We start from the raw sequence: 18,199 nt of genomic DNA on the forward strand, positions 1-18,199 counted from the left end.
TTAGTCGGTTATTTTTATGACGGGAAGTGTTTTGGAGACTGTTAAATTGTAGGCTGAGGTAGGTTTAGGATTCCCGTTCTCACTGGTTTTCAAGAAATTTTTAATTGCAAAATCTGTGCCGCTAACGGGCTTTTGGTGCTTGTATAGAATGTAGTCATCACGATCCTTAAGTAGTGAAAGCGTAAATACATTCACACCTGTGTTTAAATCCCATATTCGGATTCTCCCTTCATATTCTCCGCTAATAATCCATTTACCATTTGGGCTCAGATTTACTGAACAAAATCCTCCTGAGCCAGCAGAAAGTTTTTTTATAACCAAGCCTGAATCTATGCGCCATATGCGTATAATATGGTCGTCGCCGGCGGATACCAAGTACTTTTCATCGTTGCTGAAAATTAACGCAGGTGTAGTAGCTGAAAGGCCTCCTAAAACCTTGTGAACCCGGCCATTAAAACTATTCCATATCACAATAGCCTCACAATTTAAGGTAGCTCCGGCTATGTAATCTCCAGTAGGACTGAATTGAATAAATCCATTTCCCGGACATTTTGCTACTCTTTCAGTATATCCCCTGATGGTTCTTACCAGAACACCGGATTGTATGTCCCAGACCTGATAGTGACTTGTATAATAACCAGTGGCCAGATAACGTCCATCAGAACTCCAACTGAAGCTGATTACAGGCCATTTCCAGCGACTTTCAGCGCCAAAACTTCGTATCAGCTCATGAATGTCGGCATCCCAAATCTTAACAATACCCTTTTCATCACCACTGGCGTAACGTTTGCCATCATGGCTCCATTCAACGGCCGTAATCGAATGGTCATGACCTTCAAAACCTATTAACTGGCTCAACCCGGGAACTGTCGAAATGGTAATTTTCTTGTCCTTACCGCCCGTCAGAATTAATTGATTATCAGGGCTAATGGCAATGTCATTAATAGCACCTTTATGAATAGGTGGCGAACGGGTCAAACTACCGGTTGTTAATTGCCATAGGCGAAAATATCCTTGTTTACCCCCACTAACCACGAATTCGCCATTTGAACTTGTTTCGACATCAAGAAATTCCTCCGGTGAAAAGGGCAAAAACTTTTTCACAGTTGTCCCTTTGACATCCCAGATTATTATCATGCCGTCACTTGTGGCCCCGGCGAGGTACTTTCCATCGGGGCTCCATGCCAATCTGTTAATTTGCCAGGTGCTTTCAATGGTCAGGTGACGCCTATCCCAGATTTTAATAATCCCATCCACATCCCCACTTATCAGGCGTTTTGAATCCGGGCTCCATGCAATGGACCTTACGGCCTTTTCATGTTTCCTTTGTTCTATCAAACTGCTTTGGGCTAAAACCAGGGCAGGATAGAAGTAAACAATAAGCGCGACCAATGCTTGACTATTCATGCCGGAACAGTTACGTATATAAATTTACTTAATCTGCTTATATTTTCTTCAATATTAATGACAAAATTTTTTATCATACCCAGGTAGCTTTTAAGTATTTGCAAAATCCTTTCTCTTTTGATAGTCAATTCTATAAAGTATTGATATTCAATAATTTGATTATTTCATAATGGCCGGCAAGTTGCGGTAATTACATGAATTAAGCAAAAAGATGTTAATCCGGGCATAATTGAAAGTAACCGGTAAAGGTCGATCCGCATTAAACCTGGTATTCCTATGCGATTTTTTGTTGTAAATGAATACTAAGCCCCTACAATTAACCCGGTTGAAGCCCTGCAGCAAGAATAGCTGACGGATTCTATTTTGAATTTACAACAATTTGCCCTTCTCCTTGTTTAAAAATCAGGCAGTCAGAAAGTTGCCGGAATTTATTCAGAATGCCAATCTCAAAAACATGAAAAAAATCAAGCCAAAGCCAGGGCAGGAGTCAGTTTGGGATTACCCACGACCCCCTGGAATAGAACAGTTTAATGGTCATATCAGGATTATATTCAACCAAGAAATCATTTTGGATACCCATCAAGCCTGGCGAATCCTGGAAACCAGTCACCCACCCACTTACTATCTCCCAAAAGAGGATTTCCGGTCTGGCGTGCTGCAAGGTGTACAAGGCATTTCCAATTGTGAGTTTAAGGGAAGTGCCAGGTATTATGATATCATACTAAGGAACAAAACGGCACCCGGGGCTGCCTGGGAATATTCACAGGCCAGGGGAGTTTATAGCGCGCTTAAGGATCATGTGGCTGTATATGCACATAGGATGGATAGGTGTTATGTCAACGATGAAGTGGTTCAGGCCCAAGAAGGCGATTTTTACGGCGGTTGGATAACATCCAATATTGTCGGTCCATTTAAAGGCGCTGCCGGAACCTGGGGTTGGTAGCAGCACGGCAACCTGCTCAGGGAAAGAGATTTCGCTGCCAAAGATCTTTTGGAAAAAAATAGTTTAAACAGATACAAATTTTATATGCATATTATATTAATCTAATTATTTTTGTAAAACAAGGTGAGGAACCTGATAATATACCTTATGTAAGATTATTCACAAATCGGGCATCATTGTTAAGCATATTTTTTAGTTAAGGCGTAGTATAATTAGTTGTCATGTCAAAAGCGTTAATTTGGGGTATCATGTTTATTACCCTGGGCGTCCTTGTGACTGCCGTTATGTGGAAAAACCCCCTTGCCCCAACTTTGAGATCAAATGAATTGGAAACGGCAAAAGTCGATGTCGGTAGAGTTATGCAAACCGTGCCCGCAAAGGGGGTTGTGGAACCGGAGAATGAAGTGCTGCTTTTAAGCCCGGCAGCATCTGTGATCACAGATATAAAAAATGGTGTAGGGAGCCGGGTAGAAAAAAATGACATTATTTTGAAGCTGGACGATAAGCCTATCAGGGACCAGATTGAAGAAATAGAGGACCAGATTGAAGTTAAAAACAATAATCTGGAGAAAACCCTGCTGAATGACAAAAATATCCGGGTAGATCTTGCTTACAATGTGGAAGTAAAAAAATTGAAAATTGTTTCCATAAAATCTGAATTGGCGGATCAGGAGCAGCTTCTGGAAGTGGGGGGTATATCGCCGGCAAAATACGAGAAAACAAAACAGGAGCTTACACTAGCCCAAAAGGATCTTGAGACAATTCTGGCAAAAAATGCCATACGGCTGAAACAATTGTCCACCGAGGAAAAGGGACTCAGGCTTCAAATTGAAATCCAACAAAAGCAGTTGGACGAAAAAAAAGATCTACTCCGTAAAATGGCCATCCGTGCCCCTTCATCCGGAATCATTCTGGAAGTGAATGGTAAAGAGGGTGAAAAAGTAGATACAGACCGATTACTTGTCAGAATGTCTGATCTTACAACTTTTAAGCTGAGTGCATCTATAGAAGACACGTACGCGAATGCTACCAAAACCGGTCGCGGCGTCTATGCCCTGCTTGACGGAAAAAAGTTTTCAGGAAAAATCGGGACCATAAGTCCCACCATCAATGATGGAAAAATTGAATTTGATGTGTTCCTGGATCAGAGTGATTATTCCGGGCTGCGGCCTAATATGTCAGTTGATTTAATGGTGGTGCAGGTAAAGAAGGATAGTGTGGTTAGAATAAAAAAGGGGCCTGCTTTTGGAAAATCAAAGAAACATTTCATTTACTTTAAGGAATCAGGTAAAGCACTGCTTAAGGAGGTAAAAACCGGATTGTCAGGCAGTGAATATTATGAGATAAAAGAGGGAGCCCAACCGGGGGATGAGCTGATTATCTCAGACATTTCATCGTTAAGAAAGTTAAGGGAAGTCGAATTAAAATAAACTAAAAATCTTACTGTGCTTCATGATAAATAATATCATTTTTCTGATCACCACACTCTTATTACTACATCCGGAAAGCCATGCACAGAATACCGCAAACGTCGTAAAACTCACATTGTCAGATGTGGTAACTATGGCTATTCAGCAATCGCCGTCCATCAAAAACCATCAAAACAGAAATGTCAATAACTACTGGCGGTGGAAAAATTTTCAGGCCAATTTCAGGCCACAGTTGCGACTTTCAGGGGATCTCCCTAACTATCAGGTTTCCAATGAACCGATTACACAACCTGATGGCAGCATTGAATTCAGACAAATATCACAATTAAGGACTACCGCAGATTTGGCGCTAACCCAAATTATTCCCCAGACGGGTACCACTATTTACGGCGCATCGTCTTTGTACCGGGTGCAGGACTATAATAAAAATACAATAGAATGGTCCGGCTCACCTTTTTATATTGGCTTTGAGCAACCCTTATTTGCCTACAACTGGTGGAAATGGTCCAGGATGACTGAGCCGTTGATTTACGAAGAAGCGCAAAAACAATATGTTGAGTCCGTTGAACGTGTGTCACTCTACACGGCAAGAAGATTCTTTTCCTATCTCAGGATTCAAACCAATTACAACCTCGCCGCCAATAACCTCAAGAATAGTGAAGACAATTTGAAAATCGCCGAGGTAAAAAGAAAACTTGGAAAAATCTCTGAAAATGACTTTTCGAGAATTCAGCTATCCGTCCTGAATGCAAAAAAGGCACTCAATAACTCGAGTATGGATTTAAAAAACGCTGACTTTGAACTTAAATCCTACATTGGTATGAATCAGGATACCCAAATAGCGTTAACTGTTCCTCTTGAAATGTCGCTTTTCTATATTGATCCGGATTTAGCACTTCAGCAGACCTTGGAAAACAGGAAGGAGGGCCCGGAATTTGAGCGACGGTTAATCGAAGCAGACCGGGACCTGACCAGGGCCAAACGCAACACCGGACTTAGCACTACGCTGAGAGGAAGTTATGGAACATCCAAAAATGCATTTTCTTTGTCAGATGTTTATCAGGAAACCGAAAAGCAGCAAACGCTGAGACTTACGCTGAATATTCCCATCCTGGATTGGGGAAAATCTGCCTCAGCAGTAAAACTGGCCGAGTCGCGCCGGGAGCTGGTACTGTACGATGTAGCGCGTGAAAAACTGGATTTTGAACGTGAGGTTGTGGTGCAGGTCGAACAGTTCAACCTGTTGAAAGATCAGCTTGAAACTGTAAGAGAAGCAGACAAAGTGGCCGAAAATGGCTACCAGATAGCCCTGAAGCGATTTCAAAATGGAGAAATAAGTATCACTGATCTTAATATTTCTTTATCAGAAAGAGAAACAGCCAAAAGGGATTATATTTCTTCCATCCGGGACTATTGGGAATCCTATTACTATTTAAGGATACTCACACTATATGATTTTGAATTAAACGATAAGATTATCTATAGCAACCCATCACTTTCGCCGAATTAGTTTATTACAACCGGACCGAAAAGAATCTTATTTATCCATATGCTCAATTGGTAAGATTATAGTCACAAAACTATAACAAAAAAACAACTTTCATTTTTTGCTAACCTTTCAGGGATAAAATACCTTGAGATAGTTAATGTGAAAGCATAGTAGCATTGAGTAAGTATCATCAATTGTTATTCATTCTGCAAGCCATTAGGAACATAAATTAATATTATCGCTGGATATTTTTAACCTGGCCAATCTTATAGATGAAAATGAAGGGGGTTACAGAACTATTTTCAACGATCAAATCTATAATGTCATCGGTTTTAATGAAGCGACACAAACTTATCAGTATGAGGTAAACCCTGACTATGGCAGCAAGCGGTACGAAGGAAATGGTTTTAGTATGATAACCATACTGCTATGTTCCGTAATTATTTTAAAGTTGCTGTTCGAAACCTTTCCGGAAACAAGGTTTTCTCGCTGATTAATATGCTTGGCCTGGCCTTAGAAATGGGGGTTTGCTTGTTGATTTACCAATATATCAATTTTGAATTGAGCTATGATAAATTTCATATAAATGCTGAAAATACTTACCGGATCACACAAACATTCACCAACAGGGAAGACCTCAAACCGAGCGTATATACCACTTACGCCCTGGGCCCCAGAGGGAAGGAAATGATCCCTGAAATAATAGACTTTGTCCGGATCCGTCCATGGGAAATTGAACCTGTTATCACCAATACTGAAAATAACGAAACCCATCAGGAGGATAAGGTTTGGTCTGCCGACAGTGATTTCCTGCAAATGTTTAACTTTCCGTTGAAGTATGGGGATCCCGAATCAGCATTGCAAAACAAACATAGTGTGGTGATCACCGAACAAATGGCCAATAAGTATTTTGGCAACACCTTTCCCATAGGGAAACGACTCAAAGTAAGTTTGGGTATTACCAGCGGGGATTTTGTAGTTACCGGTGTATTAAACAAACTTCTTGTTAATAGTCATCTTCAATTCGACATGCTTTTACCATTGGCCTTTCTGCTTGAAAGTCATACGTTTTACAGGGAAAACGACAGTAATGGCTGGGGGTTGGCAGCCCTGCTATCCCTGGGCATTCCCTTTTTGACCTTGCCTTTACTCAACAAAATTATTGGAAAAGAAATAACATTCAGTATGGTATTGAGTCCGGAATTTTGGATTTGGTTTGTATTGATTGTCATCCTTGGCGCTGTGCTTTCTGGCCTCTATCCGGCATTTGTCTTGTCTTCTTTCAAACCAGTGAGCGTACTCAAATCGAATAAGACAAGCGGCGGCCGGGGATTTGGTTTGCGCAAAGGCCTCATCGTATTTCAATTTTTGTCCTCGGTACTGCTTATTTCCGGAACCTACCTTGTATACAAACAGATCACCTTCATGAAGGAACAGGATTTAGGGGTGGATATGGAAAAAATTCTGGTGCTCAATGGTCCCCGGGTATTTTTAGAAACATTGGAAAAAGGGGAGCGGGAAGGCTCCAAATACCGGACTTTTAAGAACCAGGCGACTTGCCATCATGCTGTTACATCTGTATCTGCCTCGAGCTCCGTGCCGGGTAGGGGGTATTATTATACCGAGGGTTTCAGGAGGTCGGGTGCTCCTAGAGATGCCGATAAAGGCGTAAACATCATTATTGCAGATACCGACTTCACAGATGCCTATGATTTGGAGTTCCTGGCCGCAAACCATTGCCCATATTGAGGGTGCCTACCACACGGTTTTTCCCAACGACCCGTTTCATTATTTTTTCCTGGAAGAGGATTTCAACAGGCAATATCAGGCAGAACTCCGGTTTGGAAAATTGTTTTCCGCATTTTCCCTCCTCGCGGTCTTTATCGCCTGCTTAGGACTTTTTGCACTTGTTTCCTTTTCGGCCACTTTGAGGGTCAGGGAGATTGGGATAAGAAAAGTCTTTGGAGCCAGCACGCATAACCTGATGGTTTTATTGTCCGGGGAATATCTTGTCCTGCTATTGGTGGCGGTCATATTGGCCATTCCGGTGATTATCTTGTGGGGCAGGGATTGGTTGAATAACTAGGCTTACAAGACTGGAATGGCGCTTGATATCATCTTAATGCCAGTCCTGATTCTGGTATTTGTTTCATTTTTAACCGTGGGTTACAGGACATACGTAGCGTCGATCGCGGATCCTGTAAATTCTTTGAAAGCCGAATAACGTTTAAGGTTCATCAATAATATCCGGTTAAAGAAGAGAAAACACCATAGCCCTGCTTCTTTCAGTTGTACTAATAGCTTTGAAATCAGTAAATTCTAATTTTTTTAGCTTAGAAATTATATGATTTTTTTAATAAAAAACTATAAAATCCTTTGTTTTTTTGTCACTTATATTACTTTTAAGAGTAAGAATATGATTTTTTTAAGAAAATGGAAAGCTTCAATCAGCAATTTTAACAGATTATTGCTGTGAGCGTTAGGTCGGATGCAGGGTACTACTGATCTTAAATATCACGATAGCAGGTATTCATCTTGTCTTGAGCAGTCCTGAATTGAATTGTATAAAAATTAACCAATCTAACACCACTATGAAAAAGACAACCACCGCTGCTTTTTTACTTCTTTTAACTTCTAAAGTACTTTCCCTTTTCAACAGTAGAGAAGCAACTCCATGATTTATTTAGCCAGAAATTGGTAGTTACGGCTTTAAGGCAAAGATGATGTCCGGAGCCGTTCATGTGATTTAAGAATGAATAAGAGATAATATATAGGTAATTGACCCGCCTTATAAAGTTCTGAATTAATTATTTAACAAGTAAAATTAACCACAATCTAACATTGCTATGAAAAAGATAACCATCTTCGCTTTTTTACTTCTATTGAATTTTGCATTTTTTTCCTGTTCTACTGAAGAAGAGGAAACCCCTGATTTGTCTGATAAGAAATTGGTAAAAGTCTCTCTCGGATCACTTAAAATAGACCAATCCGATGCTGCCAATCAAAGGACAAGTGCAGTACCATCTACTGTTGAATTCATTGATGTGGTTTATGGGCCATTTCCTGAAGTGATCAGTGATAATCCCGGAGATATTACGGAAAGGGTAATAACATCTTTTCCCGTAGATGAATTTCCGGATAATTATACCATCGAATTAGAAAGGGACAGGGAATACTATATTGGTATTGCGGCATATAGCCTCAAGCAACCAAGATTCCAACCTATATACGAGACTTTCTTCTCGCTTTCAGGAACACAGCCGGTGATCTACGAGATAAATGACGATTTAAAGAATGATTTTTATGCCTTTTCCAAAATATTCACGGCTGAGGATAATATGAGCATCGATGCGGTGCTGAATAGGGTCAGCGTGCAGTTCAGGATACAAATGCCTGAAGGCGTCTCTTTACCCTCCAACGCGGTAAAGGGAGAAGTAAGTATCAATGATGAGTGCCAGGACGGCCTTGGGGCGATTGATTTGGATTTGGTATGGGCGGGTGACATATGTGATGAGTTTACTTTCACGTTTACCGCTGATCTAACAACATCCCCCGGAATTAACACCATATTTCACACTATGCCATTCTCAGAGTCAGGTGCAATGGGTGGTACCAGACCTCTTAGAATATCGGTTAAACTGCTTGATGAATTAGACGCAGTGATTGCCGAGGGAACAGCACAAATGGATACAATTGCCAAAAACAGGCTTTACAACTTTATACTGGATCCTACTGTTGTTGACCAGGCTATTTCCATCGACGTTGACGAAACGATACAAGAGGAGGTAGATGTCGTCGTGGAATAATTCTTAGTATTCCTCAGGGAAGAAGGGTGTCCCATAACGCTGAGCCAATCAAGGCGGGGACTATATATTTTGGCTCAGTGTTTTTGGCACCCTTCTGTTTTTCCTGGTAATCAAATAGCGCAGGCGTCTCGTGGCTGTTGCACAACGTTTTCTACAAAACTCTTTGTGTCTGTAAAATAAAAATACAAGCACCGTGAAAGACACATCCTAGGCCTTTCCATTGCCAAAGACGCCCGTGGAAATATTGTGAATTTCGATTATATACTCGTTGAGTCCAAACCATTGCAAATCGGATATACACTTGGGTTGAATCTGGATGTTGCCATAACCCGGTCAGTTATCCTGGGTATTCGTGGCTCTACCCAAAAATTTAATAGTGGTCATCAGTTTACTTTTATCGGGGTGACTGTAAAAAGTCTTACATGGCGTTTGTAAAAAACATCTTTATCCGGCAGAAGCCATTAGACAAAAACAGTAACCTTCATCCATCCATGTTTAACCCCTCCGGAATACAAAGAACACATTTCACACACTCCATTTACCCCTTCCGCCCATACCATTCCTCCAAAGCAATAAATTCCGAATCCAGTCATAGTATGACTCCAAGTCATACTATGACTACACATAATTCCAAATTATGAAAATATTCATTTATGTGCTTTTAATCGCAATCGCTACCGCCTCGCTGGTTGCCGCCGGCGTATTGCTGCAACGTGTAGATCCGGCACAAAAGAGGCCTGACTTCGAGCCTTACTGTTTTCCCGACACACTTGCCAACAGGTCATACAATCTGGATAGCTTAAAAGCCATTATTGGAGACCATAAAGGCTTACCGGAAGGGTTTGAGGTAGCGGCAGCGATTGCTTACACCGCTTATCCCCAGCTAAAAGATGTGAAAATTGATATGATACTCACCCAGGATGGTGCGCCAATGGAGTCCACCCTGGATGTATGGACGCTGTTTGGGCAACGGAAGAATCGGCAATACCGTATTTTGTTAAACGATACCAGGAAGGAGGGGGCTTTTTTTGAACCGATCCTGCTTCGTTCCCTGCCATTTGACGCCCAGGTAGGCATTTTAGCGCATGAACTGGGACATGTCGTTTACTACCACCGGCTTAACCTCTTCAAATTTGGTAAATGGGGACTCAAATACCTTAAAGACGATAAATTCCGCGCCATTCACGAACGGACAACGGACCTGATGCCACTTTATCACGGATTGGGGAGCCAGATATACCAATATGCTTATTTTGTCAGAAAAGATTCATCTTGCATTGAATTTTTTAAAAAGGAGCAGGCTTTCATGGATAAGTATTACATGACCGATGAGGAATTGCTGGAGGCGATTAAGTCAGACGCAATGCATAAATAAAGTGCATCACATAACAGTTGTTGCATAACGTTTTCGACAAAATGCTTTGTGCCTCTTTGTGTCTTGGTGGTTTTTAAACTTCAGGTTTCCTAAAATAGAGTAGGGCGTAAAAGAAAATTACAAACTGTTACCCCAGATCCACGTTACTTATTTAGTAACTTTCCAATTGGGCAAACGCTTTTTTACCAAACACCTATGGCAATAGATTTTAAGAAGAAAATCCAGGATGACATGTTGATCGAGGTTTCACGCATGAAACCCGTAATCAAGCCAACCAAACCCCATAAACACGCCGGTTACCACGAACTGATTTTTCTGTTTAAAGGATCAGGTATGCATACCATCGATGACCAAAAGTTTGAGGTGAAGCCGTATACAGGTTTTTACCTGAAACCCGGACAGGTACACTGCTGGGATTTCTCACAGATTCCGGAAGGGTTTGTAATACTGTTTAAGGAAGAAGTCATGGCCACATATACTGAGACAATGAACAATCTTTTCAGTATGTCTGTGCAATTTAATTTGCCCGAACAAACCGGCCTTTTCACCCTGCTGGAACAGTTTTATGACGATTTTAAAGCCTGGAGGGACAACAAAATCCTTCAGGCCTACCTTAACCTGACCTTATTAAAAACATTAGCGCTAGCCGACAAAAACACAAGTGTCGAACCTTCCATTATTGCGGATTTCTATGCGTTTAAAAAGCTGGTCAACGACCACTTTATTGAGCTGAGACAAGCCAGCCAATATGCAGAGCAAATGAACCTGAGCGTCAAACGCCTCAATACCATATGCAGGTCAGCGGCGCAATCATCAGCCATAGACATCATCAAGGAGCGAATATTGATAGAAGCTAAAAACCTGATCACCCACACTACCCTGACCGTCTCTGAGATTGCATTCAGGCTTAACTTCAGTGATGTTTCCAACTTCGTTAAGTTTTTCAGATCATTGACAGCACTTACCCCGATGGAGTACCGCGCCGGTACCAGGTAGATAATCTACCATGATTAGAAAAAATTTACCATGATTTTTGTGCATGGCATTCGTTCTTTGCGGATAAACTTAACCTAGATGAGAAAACTATTTCTGTCGTTGTTAATATGGCTTATCGCGCCAGCCGTTTTTAGCCAGACCATCAAAGGCAAATTGGTAGACAGCATGGAAAATGTACCCATAGAATATGCAAGCGTAGTGGTCTACAATCAAAAAGACAGCACATTGGTCACCGGAACCGTTACTTCGCAGGAAGGTGATTTTGAAATCCAAAACGTTAAGCCTGGCCGCTATTATCTCACTGCCCGATTCATGGGCTATGAAACTAAAACTGTTGATAACATTACCATCGAAAAAAATGAAACAGTCAAACTTTCGTCTTTGGCATTGCTTCCCAATCAACAGATGCTGGATGAAATAGAGATTACAGGTGAAAAAGTAACTACCGTCCATAAAGTAGACCGTCAGGTATTTGAGGCAGATAAGTTTCAAGCCAGCCAGGGTGGTACGGCCACTGATGTACTGCGCAACCTTCCCTCTATCTCTGTCGATGCCCAGGGGCAAATCCGGGCCAGGGGATCATCGGGTTTTGTAGTCCTGATCAATGGCAAGCCGGTACAGACCGATGCCACTGTGATACTGAACCAAATGCCTGCCAACGCAGTCCAAAATATAGAGATAATTACTGCCCCATCCGCCAAATACGACCCTGAGGGAAAAGCAGGTATCATCAACATTATTACTCATCAGGGGGCTGCCGATGGCCTTTTTGCGCAGATTAATGCCAGGGTGGGTATGCCGAGTATTGAAGACTACAACAATGCTGAATCAGCACCGCGCTTTGGTGGGGACTTCACCATTAACTACAGAAAAAACAAATGGGACATATCATTGGGGGCCAGCTATCTGCGAAATGACATAACCGGCCGCAGGGAAGGAGATGTTTTTACCATGATACAAGATACACTCACACGTTTCCCCTCAGACGGCGAACGAAGCTTTGATGAAGTCAACTACTCCGGGAGGTTTACCATTGGTTATACCCCTAACCCCAGGAATAACTACAGCGTAGGCTTTTTTGCCGGAAAGCGCAGCAAAGACCGCACAGCCGATATTTTGTATTTTGACAATCATGCCGTTTTCAAAGAAGAGCGGCTTTATACGCTGCAATATTTCAATGAAAATCTCCGTATCCGCAAGGGTGATTTTGTACTGGGCAGTTTTGACTACAGCCATCTTTTTGAAAACAAATCAAGGCTGTCGACTTCCTTGCTTTACGAATATACACTCCTGGGTGGCCCTACCACCAACCGTAACCTGGGATGGCCCGATACAAACGTGGTGTTTCAAGATGAATTCAACACCAATGATAATCCATTAAATGGTTTACGCTTTCAGGCAGACTATCAGTCCAAGCCGCTAAATATCGGTACCATTGAAGCCGGTTATCAGTTTCGCGACCTGGACCATACCGGTGACTTTGTGTATGAAAGAAAGAAAAATGAAACAGGAATTTTTGAACTGGTTCCTGAGTTTTCGAGTAATGTGGAACTACGAAGACGGATTCACGCTGCTTATGCGCAGCTTTCGGGAAACAAAGGTAAGTGGGACTATGGCGTTGGATTGCGCCTGGAATACATGGACCGCGAGCTTGATTTGAAAGACAAAGCCGGGACGCTGGATACCACCTACCTCTATGATTTTGTGAAACCCTTTCCAACAGCCAATGTGCAATATACGATCAATGATGGTTTGAAAATCAAAGCTGCCTACAGCAAACGCATTGAGCGTACTACCACTTTCAAAATGAATCCTTTTCCCGAGCGTGAGCACTCAGAAACCCTTGAGCAGGGAGAGCCGGAACTTTTGCCAGAGTTTATCGACCTTGTGGAGCTGGGCTTCATTAAAGACTTCGGGGAAAACTCGGTATATGCCACGGGATATTTCAGGAATGTCGAAAATTTGGTAAACCGGGTTAACAATGTTTACAACGATACCATTCTCAACCGGATCTATTCTAACGTGGGTGTGGGGCGTTCATATGGTTTTGAAGTGGGGGCTGAGTTAAAACCGGCTAAATGGTGGCAGGTATTTGCCGGTGGAAATCTGTATCATTATGAAATCGAAGGTACATTTGATGACCGTCCGGTAAACACCTCCGGTTGGATCTATTCCATCAATGCCAATATGACTTTTCATTTGCCCCGGGATTACAGTGTGCAATGGTCACTAAATTACATTTCCGACCGCAATACGGCCCAGGGAGAGGACTCTCGCTTTCTTTCACCTAACCTGACCGTTAGAAAAGGGCTCCTGGATAATCGTCTCACGGCCACACTGCAATGGCTTCACATGGACATGGGATTACTGGAAAGCAATGAACAACGCATCACCACTTTCCGGGAAGGAGAATTTTTCACCACCACTAACTATGTATATGAGGTTGACATGATTATGCTTAACCTGAGCTACGCGCTGAATAAATCTGAAAATAAGGCGAAGTTCATCAAAAGTGAGTTTGGAGAAAAAGAGTTTTGATGAAAATATGGTCACTATCGCGGATAACGACATGGCGCAAACCTCTGTGTCTCTTTGTGTCTTAGTGCTTCCGTGGTGAAAAATGGTGAACCACCAAGGTATTTTAACATGAGCTGCTGTTTGTGAAAGCACCTTTAAGTTGCATATACAAGTAATAACATACCAGAACCTACCACGGCATTCTTTTGACCGACAAATTGTTAAAAGTATAGACTTTTCAGCATGGCAGAACAGCGCCATTTCACATACAACATGTTGTTGACTTTTTTTCTGGATTCTTTTCCTGGTTTTCTTAACTTTGAAATGCGAACACATTTTAAAATTTTATTACTCATGGTGCATTTGTTGCAGTTAAGTCTTAAACGGAAAATCTTGGGGAAGCATACGGGTGAAAGTCCCGAGACCTATCTAAGCACCGCTTGGAATGTGTTCGCAGTGACTTCCCCTCTCATTGTTTATCTTAAAAATTCATTCTATTATGCGAACACAGAATGACAATGGCTTATGCCTAAATGTCAATCAGTCACAAACAGTTAGTGCCCCATCCTTAAAGAAATCTGAGTGCATTAAACCTCAACCTCTGATTTCTTTGGAAGTGAAATGTATTGAAAACCTCAAATCTCTAGGAATAGAGGATTTGATACATGCCTTAAAAATGATTCATGATCTTGCCCTTTATCACACAGATTTTTGCCTCGATACCACAGAAAAAAACGCACTTTATAGTTTAAAAGCGCTGTGGTCGGAACTGGAGACATTGGTGAAATCTTAAATTTCATACCATGTCAGCAGGCCACTCTTTATATGTGGTCTGCTTTTTATACATTTTTGATCCAATTTAAAACCTCCAACCTTCTTTTCTCATGAGTTCTAAAATCGTAATACGTTGAATATCAATCTGTTTTCAGACATCGGGAATTTTAGGTTTAGCCAGGTTACACCTGTACCGTTACCCGTAAATTCCCGCTTAACTGAACCCTTTGAATGGTTAGTGACTGGCTTTTCCTTTTATAAGGTCTAGCGTTTCGTTGATAAAAGCGGTTTTAGCAACAACATATCCGCCCCGGTCATTCTTGTGTCCGGAGGCCAAATCAATTTTTAGTCGTTCATAGGCTTTGGACCTGTCCGGGTGAGCGATCAGGTAATCCCGGAATTCGATCTGTCTCCACATATAATTACCTTTAGGACACATATGAATATGATAAATCTGCTCCTTTACCCCATTCAGGTTATACCCTTTGCCAAATGACATATAAGCCGGAATATTTTCTCTTTCAGGTACCTTAAAATAGGTATACCCTAGTTTTTCAAAATCCTTTATTACTCTTTTGTCGAAGAGCAGTACTTCGGGTATTTCAATGATTATATCAATATATGGTTTGGCCTTGATGTTGGGTATGGAGGTACTGCCAAAATGTTCTATTCTTAAGATGACATCCTTACCTACCTTTCCTGTAATCCTCTTTTTTTCTTCTTCAAAAATATCTTTCCATGCGGGATTGTGTTCAACCAGTTCTACAGGGAAAAGGGAATTCCAATCTTCTTTTGTTAAATCGTATAGGCTTTTTTTCATTTTTGGTTTTTACGGTTGCCGGCAATAGTCAGATAACCCGAGCAGGTATTTCGTACCTGCCTGATCTACAATGCTAATGTAATGGATTTTTGATGCTGTTATGTCTTGCTAATAAACTATTTCAAATAAAAAAATCTCGGTGACATCTCATGTCACTGAACGGTTTTATCTTGGGGAACAAATCCCTGGCCAAGGTGTATAAAGCGTAAATATGTCAGGTTTGACTTTTTAATATAAAAGTATCGATCATTAATATGATCCACTGCAAAAAAGCTTTAAATAAAAGATTATACCATCCATAACCAAGAATAAAATTATGAAAAAGATTTATTTATTGGCCATTGTGTTTTTCACAACTATCACTGTCAAAGCTCAATTTAAAAAACTTCAATTTGAAGATAATACATCAACAAACTACTTAGAATATAACAACAACGGCCAGCTTAACCTTGGGATTTATGGAGATAATGGACACATTGGAAAGGTCTATTTAAGTGGTACACGAAATGGCTTAGTAACCGGGCAGGGAGGTGAAATAGAATTTAGTGGTGGTTATGAGAGTAGGAATTGGAACCACCTCGCCAGACGCTGAACTTGCCGTAAAAGGAACCATTCATACCAATGAAGTAAAAGTTGACCTTAATGGAGCGGTTGCTCCGGATTATGTTTTTGAAAGTAACTATGAACTAAGAACGCTGGAAGAAACAGAAATCTACATTAAAGAAAATTGCCATCTACCAGAGATACCTTCAGCTTTTGAAATGGAGGAAAGCGGTATAAATTTGAAAGACATGAATCTGAAACTTTTAAAGAAAGTGGAGGAACTTACTCTTTATATGATTGAGATGAATAAAGAAATAAAAGATCTGAAAGAGGACAATCAAGCACTTAAGTCTGAGGTTTCTGCTCTTAGAAATGAAAAATGATCATAATAATGACCGATCAATTTCCATCCTGGATGAACCGGAAATTGCCCTATATATGAGAGGCACGAAGACTCAAAGAGTCACCGAGCTTTTAGCCAATGAGAATCTACGTGCATTGTTTATACAATATTGATAAAACCGACTCAGACAAAATAATGCCGGAGGTCGAAAACTAAATGCTACCTATTCATACACTTCCAGCCATTTACGCGGGTTTTTTCTCATGTTTGCGGACATAGGTTTTATCCTTAGCCTTCCGCTCAACTACCTTCAATCCAAAAAGAGGTCTCAATAGATTGATCAGCCTGATAACCAGTTCATAGACAATAAAGCAACACAAAATGGTAAAAAGGTTGGCCAGCATGAATTTGATTTCAGTCGGTACAGCCAATGGGAAAAATAGGGATGATCCCAAATATAAAAACGCCATATGGATAATGTAAACCGGGTAAGCTGCCTGGCTCAGATAACTCAGGGCTTTGCTTGGCCGGTTTAAATACTTATACCCCCAACCAAATACAGCGAATATCCACATATTGGATTCAAAAGCCGTAAGGTAGTTGGGTCCCTGAAGCTCAAAAATAATCAGCCGGACCAGATACAGGCCAAAAGCGACCACAAAGAATAGCCACCGCCATTTTAATACCGTCTGCCAGAATACCTCCCCGCTATACACACAGCAGAAACCGAACAGGAACGCCAGCAGTCCCAGCCAAAAGCCGTGGAATGTCATCGCATAGAGTTCATAACTTTCAGGCTCGATCAAAGCGGCTTCAATAATAAAGGGCACAACAATTAACAGCAATCCCACAGGCTTGCTGAACAGGACAGCGAGCCATCTACGGAAAGTCCCATTTTGGTGAGTCTTCATAAGGAAAAATAATGGTGATAACACCAGCACGTAAATAAAAATGTTGCCCAGAAACCATAAATGCGATGGATTTAAAACATACTCGATGTCCTGATGATAGTAGCGCTGCCACAATACAATGTGGATAGGCACAATGGTCAGGGTACCAAATACAAAGGGAAGTAAAATCCGCTGTGATCGCTCAAGAAGCAACTGCTTCCAATTCCGCTTCCGGATGGCAAAGCAGACACCCATGCCCGATACGAAAAACAGTAGCGGGATTCGCCATACATTTAGCATGGACATAGGAATCCAAACAGACTCCATAGGTTCATTGTTTTGAATAAAGCCGATCAACACGCCCCATGGCTGAAAACCGATGGCAATATGATAAATTAATAACAGGCCAATGGCGATGACTCCCAGCCAGTCTATGTCATATCTTCTGTTTGCAATCAACATGATCGTATAAGCGACAAGATTAAAGTTGATTTTCTGACAACATTTTTACAATGACAGGCCGGGTGTTCCGAAGTTGCTCATAATCCAGCTTTAACCCCAAAGGCCCCAGGTCTTTGCTGATCTGATCATAGATCGCTTTCACATCTTCAAAGGGTGCAGAGACAGACTCCAGCGCCGTTGAACCATAGTGATTTCTCAGACTGGCATCCGCACCGGCTGCGAGTAAATCCCTTACGATTTCTAATCAGGAAAAAAAGGCTGGCAGTGAAAGTAAATTTAATGGAATTCAGCAAAGACATTTTTTTAAAAAGTTTCATAACAGGTTTGGTTTAATTTCACATTTACTTCAATATCAAAAAGTTATATCCGGCACAGGGGCGGTACTAAATACCTATGCTGCAAAG

Annotated in this window: 17 protein-coding genes; 13 read left to right on the top strand and 4 right to left on the bottom strand. The window is 41.3% G+C overall.

Annotated elements, in window-relative coordinates; translation table 11 throughout:
- Complete coding sequence (locus AC04NP_RS16615) at nucleotides 1–1,407, bottom strand: WD40 repeat domain-containing protein (protein ID WP_482860950.1); 1,407 nt, start codon at nucleotides 1,405–1,407, stop codon at nucleotides 1–3.
- Nucleotides 1,408–1,861: 454 nt separating this feature from the next.
- Between AC04NP_RS16615 and AC04NP_RS16620 the strand changes: the two genes are divergently transcribed.
- From AC04NP_RS16620 to AC04NP_RS16670, 11 genes are all read left to right on the top strand, one after another.
- The gene (locus tag AC04NP_RS16620) at nucleotides 1,862–2,350 is read left to right on the top strand and encodes a DUF427 domain-containing protein (RefSeq protein WP_482860951.1); all 489 of its coding nucleotides are present in this window, start codon (nucleotides 1,862–1,864) and stop codon (nucleotides 2,348–2,350) included.
- 221 nt (nucleotides 2,351–2,571) lie between these two features.
- On the top strand, nucleotides 2,572–3,780 hold the full coding sequence (locus AC04NP_RS16625) for an efflux RND transporter periplasmic adaptor subunit (protein WP_482860952.1): 1,209 nt from the start codon (nucleotides 2,572–2,574) through the stop codon (nucleotides 3,778–3,780).
- A gap of 22 nt (nucleotides 3,781–3,802) precedes the next feature.
- On the top strand, nucleotides 3,803–5,290 hold the full coding sequence (locus AC04NP_RS16630; protein ID WP_482860953.1) for a TolC family protein: 1,488 nt from the start codon (nucleotides 3,803–3,805) through the stop codon (nucleotides 5,288–5,290).
- A 408-nt stretch (nucleotides 5,291–5,698) separates the two neighbouring features.
- The gene (locus AC04NP_RS16635) at nucleotides 5,699–7,018 is read left to right on the top strand and encodes an ABC transporter permease (protein WP_482860954.1); all 1,320 of its coding nucleotides are present in this window, start codon (nucleotides 5,699–5,701) and stop codon (nucleotides 7,016–7,018) included.
- Nucleotides 6,978–7,355, top strand: a complete 378-nt coding sequence (locus tag AC04NP_RS16640) for an ABC transporter permease (RefSeq protein WP_482860955.1) — start codon at nucleotides 6,978–6,980, stop codon at nucleotides 7,353–7,355. Before AC04NP_RS16635 ends, AC04NP_RS16640 begins: the two co-directional genes overlap by 41 nt.
- 760 nt (nucleotides 7,356–8,115) lie before the next feature.
- Nucleotides 8,116–9,075 (top strand): hypothetical protein, encoded by a 960-nt coding sequence (locus tag AC04NP_RS16645; RefSeq protein WP_482860957.1) that lies wholly within the window; start codon nucleotides 8,116–8,118, stop codon nucleotides 9,073–9,075.
- Nucleotides 9,076–9,321: 246 nt separating this feature from the next.
- Nucleotides 9,322–9,510, top strand: a complete 189-nt coding sequence (locus AC04NP_RS16650) for a hypothetical protein (protein WP_482860958.1) — start codon at nucleotides 9,322–9,324, stop codon at nucleotides 9,508–9,510.
- A gap of 202 nt (nucleotides 9,511–9,712) precedes the next feature.
- Nucleotides 9,713–10,450 carry a hypothetical protein gene (locus AC04NP_RS16655; protein WP_482860959.1) on the top strand — a complete coding sequence of 246 codons (738 nt, stop codon included), beginning with the start codon at nucleotides 9,713–9,715 and terminating at the stop codon, nucleotides 10,448–10,450.
- 195 nt (nucleotides 10,451–10,645) lie between these two features.
- The gene (locus AC04NP_RS16660; protein ID WP_482860960.1) at nucleotides 10,646–11,446 is read left to right on the top strand and encodes an AraC family transcriptional regulator; all 801 of its coding nucleotides are present in this window, start codon (nucleotides 10,646–10,648) and stop codon (nucleotides 11,444–11,446) included.
- A gap of 78 nt (nucleotides 11,447–11,524) precedes the next feature.
- A complete protein-coding gene (locus AC04NP_RS16665; protein ID WP_482860962.1) occupies nucleotides 11,525–13,984 on the top strand; it encodes a TonB-dependent receptor in 2,460 nt (819 codons plus the stop codon).
- A gap of 478 nt (nucleotides 13,985–14,462) precedes the next feature.
- On the top strand, nucleotides 14,463–14,756 hold the full coding sequence (locus AC04NP_RS16670) for a hypothetical protein (RefSeq protein ID WP_482860963.1): 294 nt from the start codon (nucleotides 14,463–14,465) through the stop codon (nucleotides 14,754–14,756).
- A gap of 216 nt (nucleotides 14,757–14,972) precedes the next feature.
- On the opposite strand, the gene AC04NP_RS16675 is transcribed toward AC04NP_RS16670, so the two are convergent.
- Nucleotides 14,973–15,557: a GrpB family protein gene (locus AC04NP_RS16675; protein WP_482860964.1), complete on the bottom strand. Its 585-nt coding sequence runs from the start codon at nucleotides 15,555–15,557 to the stop codon at nucleotides 14,973–14,975.
- 316 nt (nucleotides 15,558–15,873) lie between these two features.
- On the opposite strand from AC04NP_RS16675, the gene AC04NP_RS16680 reads away from it, so the two are divergent.
- Nucleotides 15,874–16,149: a hypothetical protein gene (locus AC04NP_RS16680; RefSeq protein WP_482860965.1), complete on the top strand. Its 276-nt coding sequence runs from the start codon at nucleotides 15,874–15,876 to the stop codon at nucleotides 16,147–16,149.
- On the top strand, nucleotides 16,112–16,483 hold the full coding sequence (locus tag AC04NP_RS16685; protein ID WP_482860966.1) for a hypothetical protein: 372 nt from the start codon (nucleotides 16,112–16,114) through the stop codon (nucleotides 16,481–16,483). Before AC04NP_RS16680 ends, AC04NP_RS16685 begins: the two co-directional genes overlap by 38 nt.
- Nucleotides 16,484–16,688: 205 nt before the next feature.
- Here the strand turns inward: AC04NP_RS16685 and AC04NP_RS16690 are convergent, their stop codons facing one another.
- Both AC04NP_RS16690 and AC04NP_RS16695 read right to left on the bottom strand, forming a co-directional pair.
- Complete coding sequence (locus tag AC04NP_RS16690) at nucleotides 16,689–17,795, bottom strand: acyltransferase family protein (RefSeq protein WP_482860967.1); 1,107 nt, start codon at nucleotides 17,793–17,795, stop codon at nucleotides 16,689–16,691.
- Nucleotides 17,796–17,814: 19 nt separating this feature from the next.
- Nucleotides 17,815–17,937: a hypothetical protein gene (locus AC04NP_RS16695; protein WP_482860968.1), complete on the bottom strand. Its 123-nt coding sequence runs from the start codon at nucleotides 17,935–17,937 to the stop codon at nucleotides 17,815–17,817.
- Between the last annotated feature and the right edge of the window lie 262 nt (nucleotides 17,938–18,199).

It is taken from the genome of Agaribacillus sp. DX54, from assembly GCF_056858335.1.